At 66.5% G+C, this 638-nt stretch carries 1 protein-coding gene; it reads right to left on the reverse strand.

Features of this window, described 5'->3' with window-relative positions:
• Positions 1 to 54 precede the first annotated feature (54 nt).
• Positions 55 to 638 (reverse strand): CoA-transferase (locus tag GTW58_RS13460; protein ID WP_168023600.1); only part of this gene is annotated, 584 nt, incomplete at its 5' end.

The following is a 638-nucleotide window of genomic DNA, read 5'->3' on the forward strand; positions in this document are numbered from 1 at the left end:
AGTGCCCTCCCCCCTCGCGGGTCGCGGTCTCAGCACCTTTCGGACGGTCGGAAATCATTCGGAACGCTCGAGCGGGAACGGGACGAGTTCTTGCACGGCCTCGAAATCACATCCAAACGTCTCACGGACGACCACCCGTCCGTCGCCTTCGATCAGGAACACTGCCTGATCAGTGTAGACACGGGAAACACAGCCCACACCGGTCAACGGCATGGTGCAGTTCTCCACCAGCTTGGCCTGGCCGTTCTTGGCGGTGAGGGTCATCATCACGAGCGTCTGCTTGGCGCCGGTGGCCAGGAGCATGGGGCCCCCGACGGAGGGGATCGCATCCGGCTTCCCGGTGTGCCAGTTGGCCAGGTTTCCGGCGCGGTCCACCTGGAAGGCACCGAGCACGCAGCAGTCCAGGTGCCCGCCTCGCATCATCGCGAAGGAATCGGCGTGGTGGAAGTAGGAGCACCCGTCGGTCTCCTTGACGGGAATCTTCCCTGCGTTGATCAGGTCGGGGTCGACCTCGTCACCATGGGCCTCTCCCCCCATGCCGAGCATCCCGTTCTCGGTGTGCAGGGTGGCGTCGGCCTCCCGGGGCAGGGAGGTCGTCACGGGCGTCGGGTGGCCCAGGCCCCGGGTGGCGGAGGGGC

Origin of the sequence: Kocuria subflava (assembly GCF_012163155.1) — a bacterium.
Classification (GTDB): Bacteria; Actinomycetota; Actinomycetes; order Actinomycetales; family Micrococcaceae; genus Kocuria; species Kocuria subflava.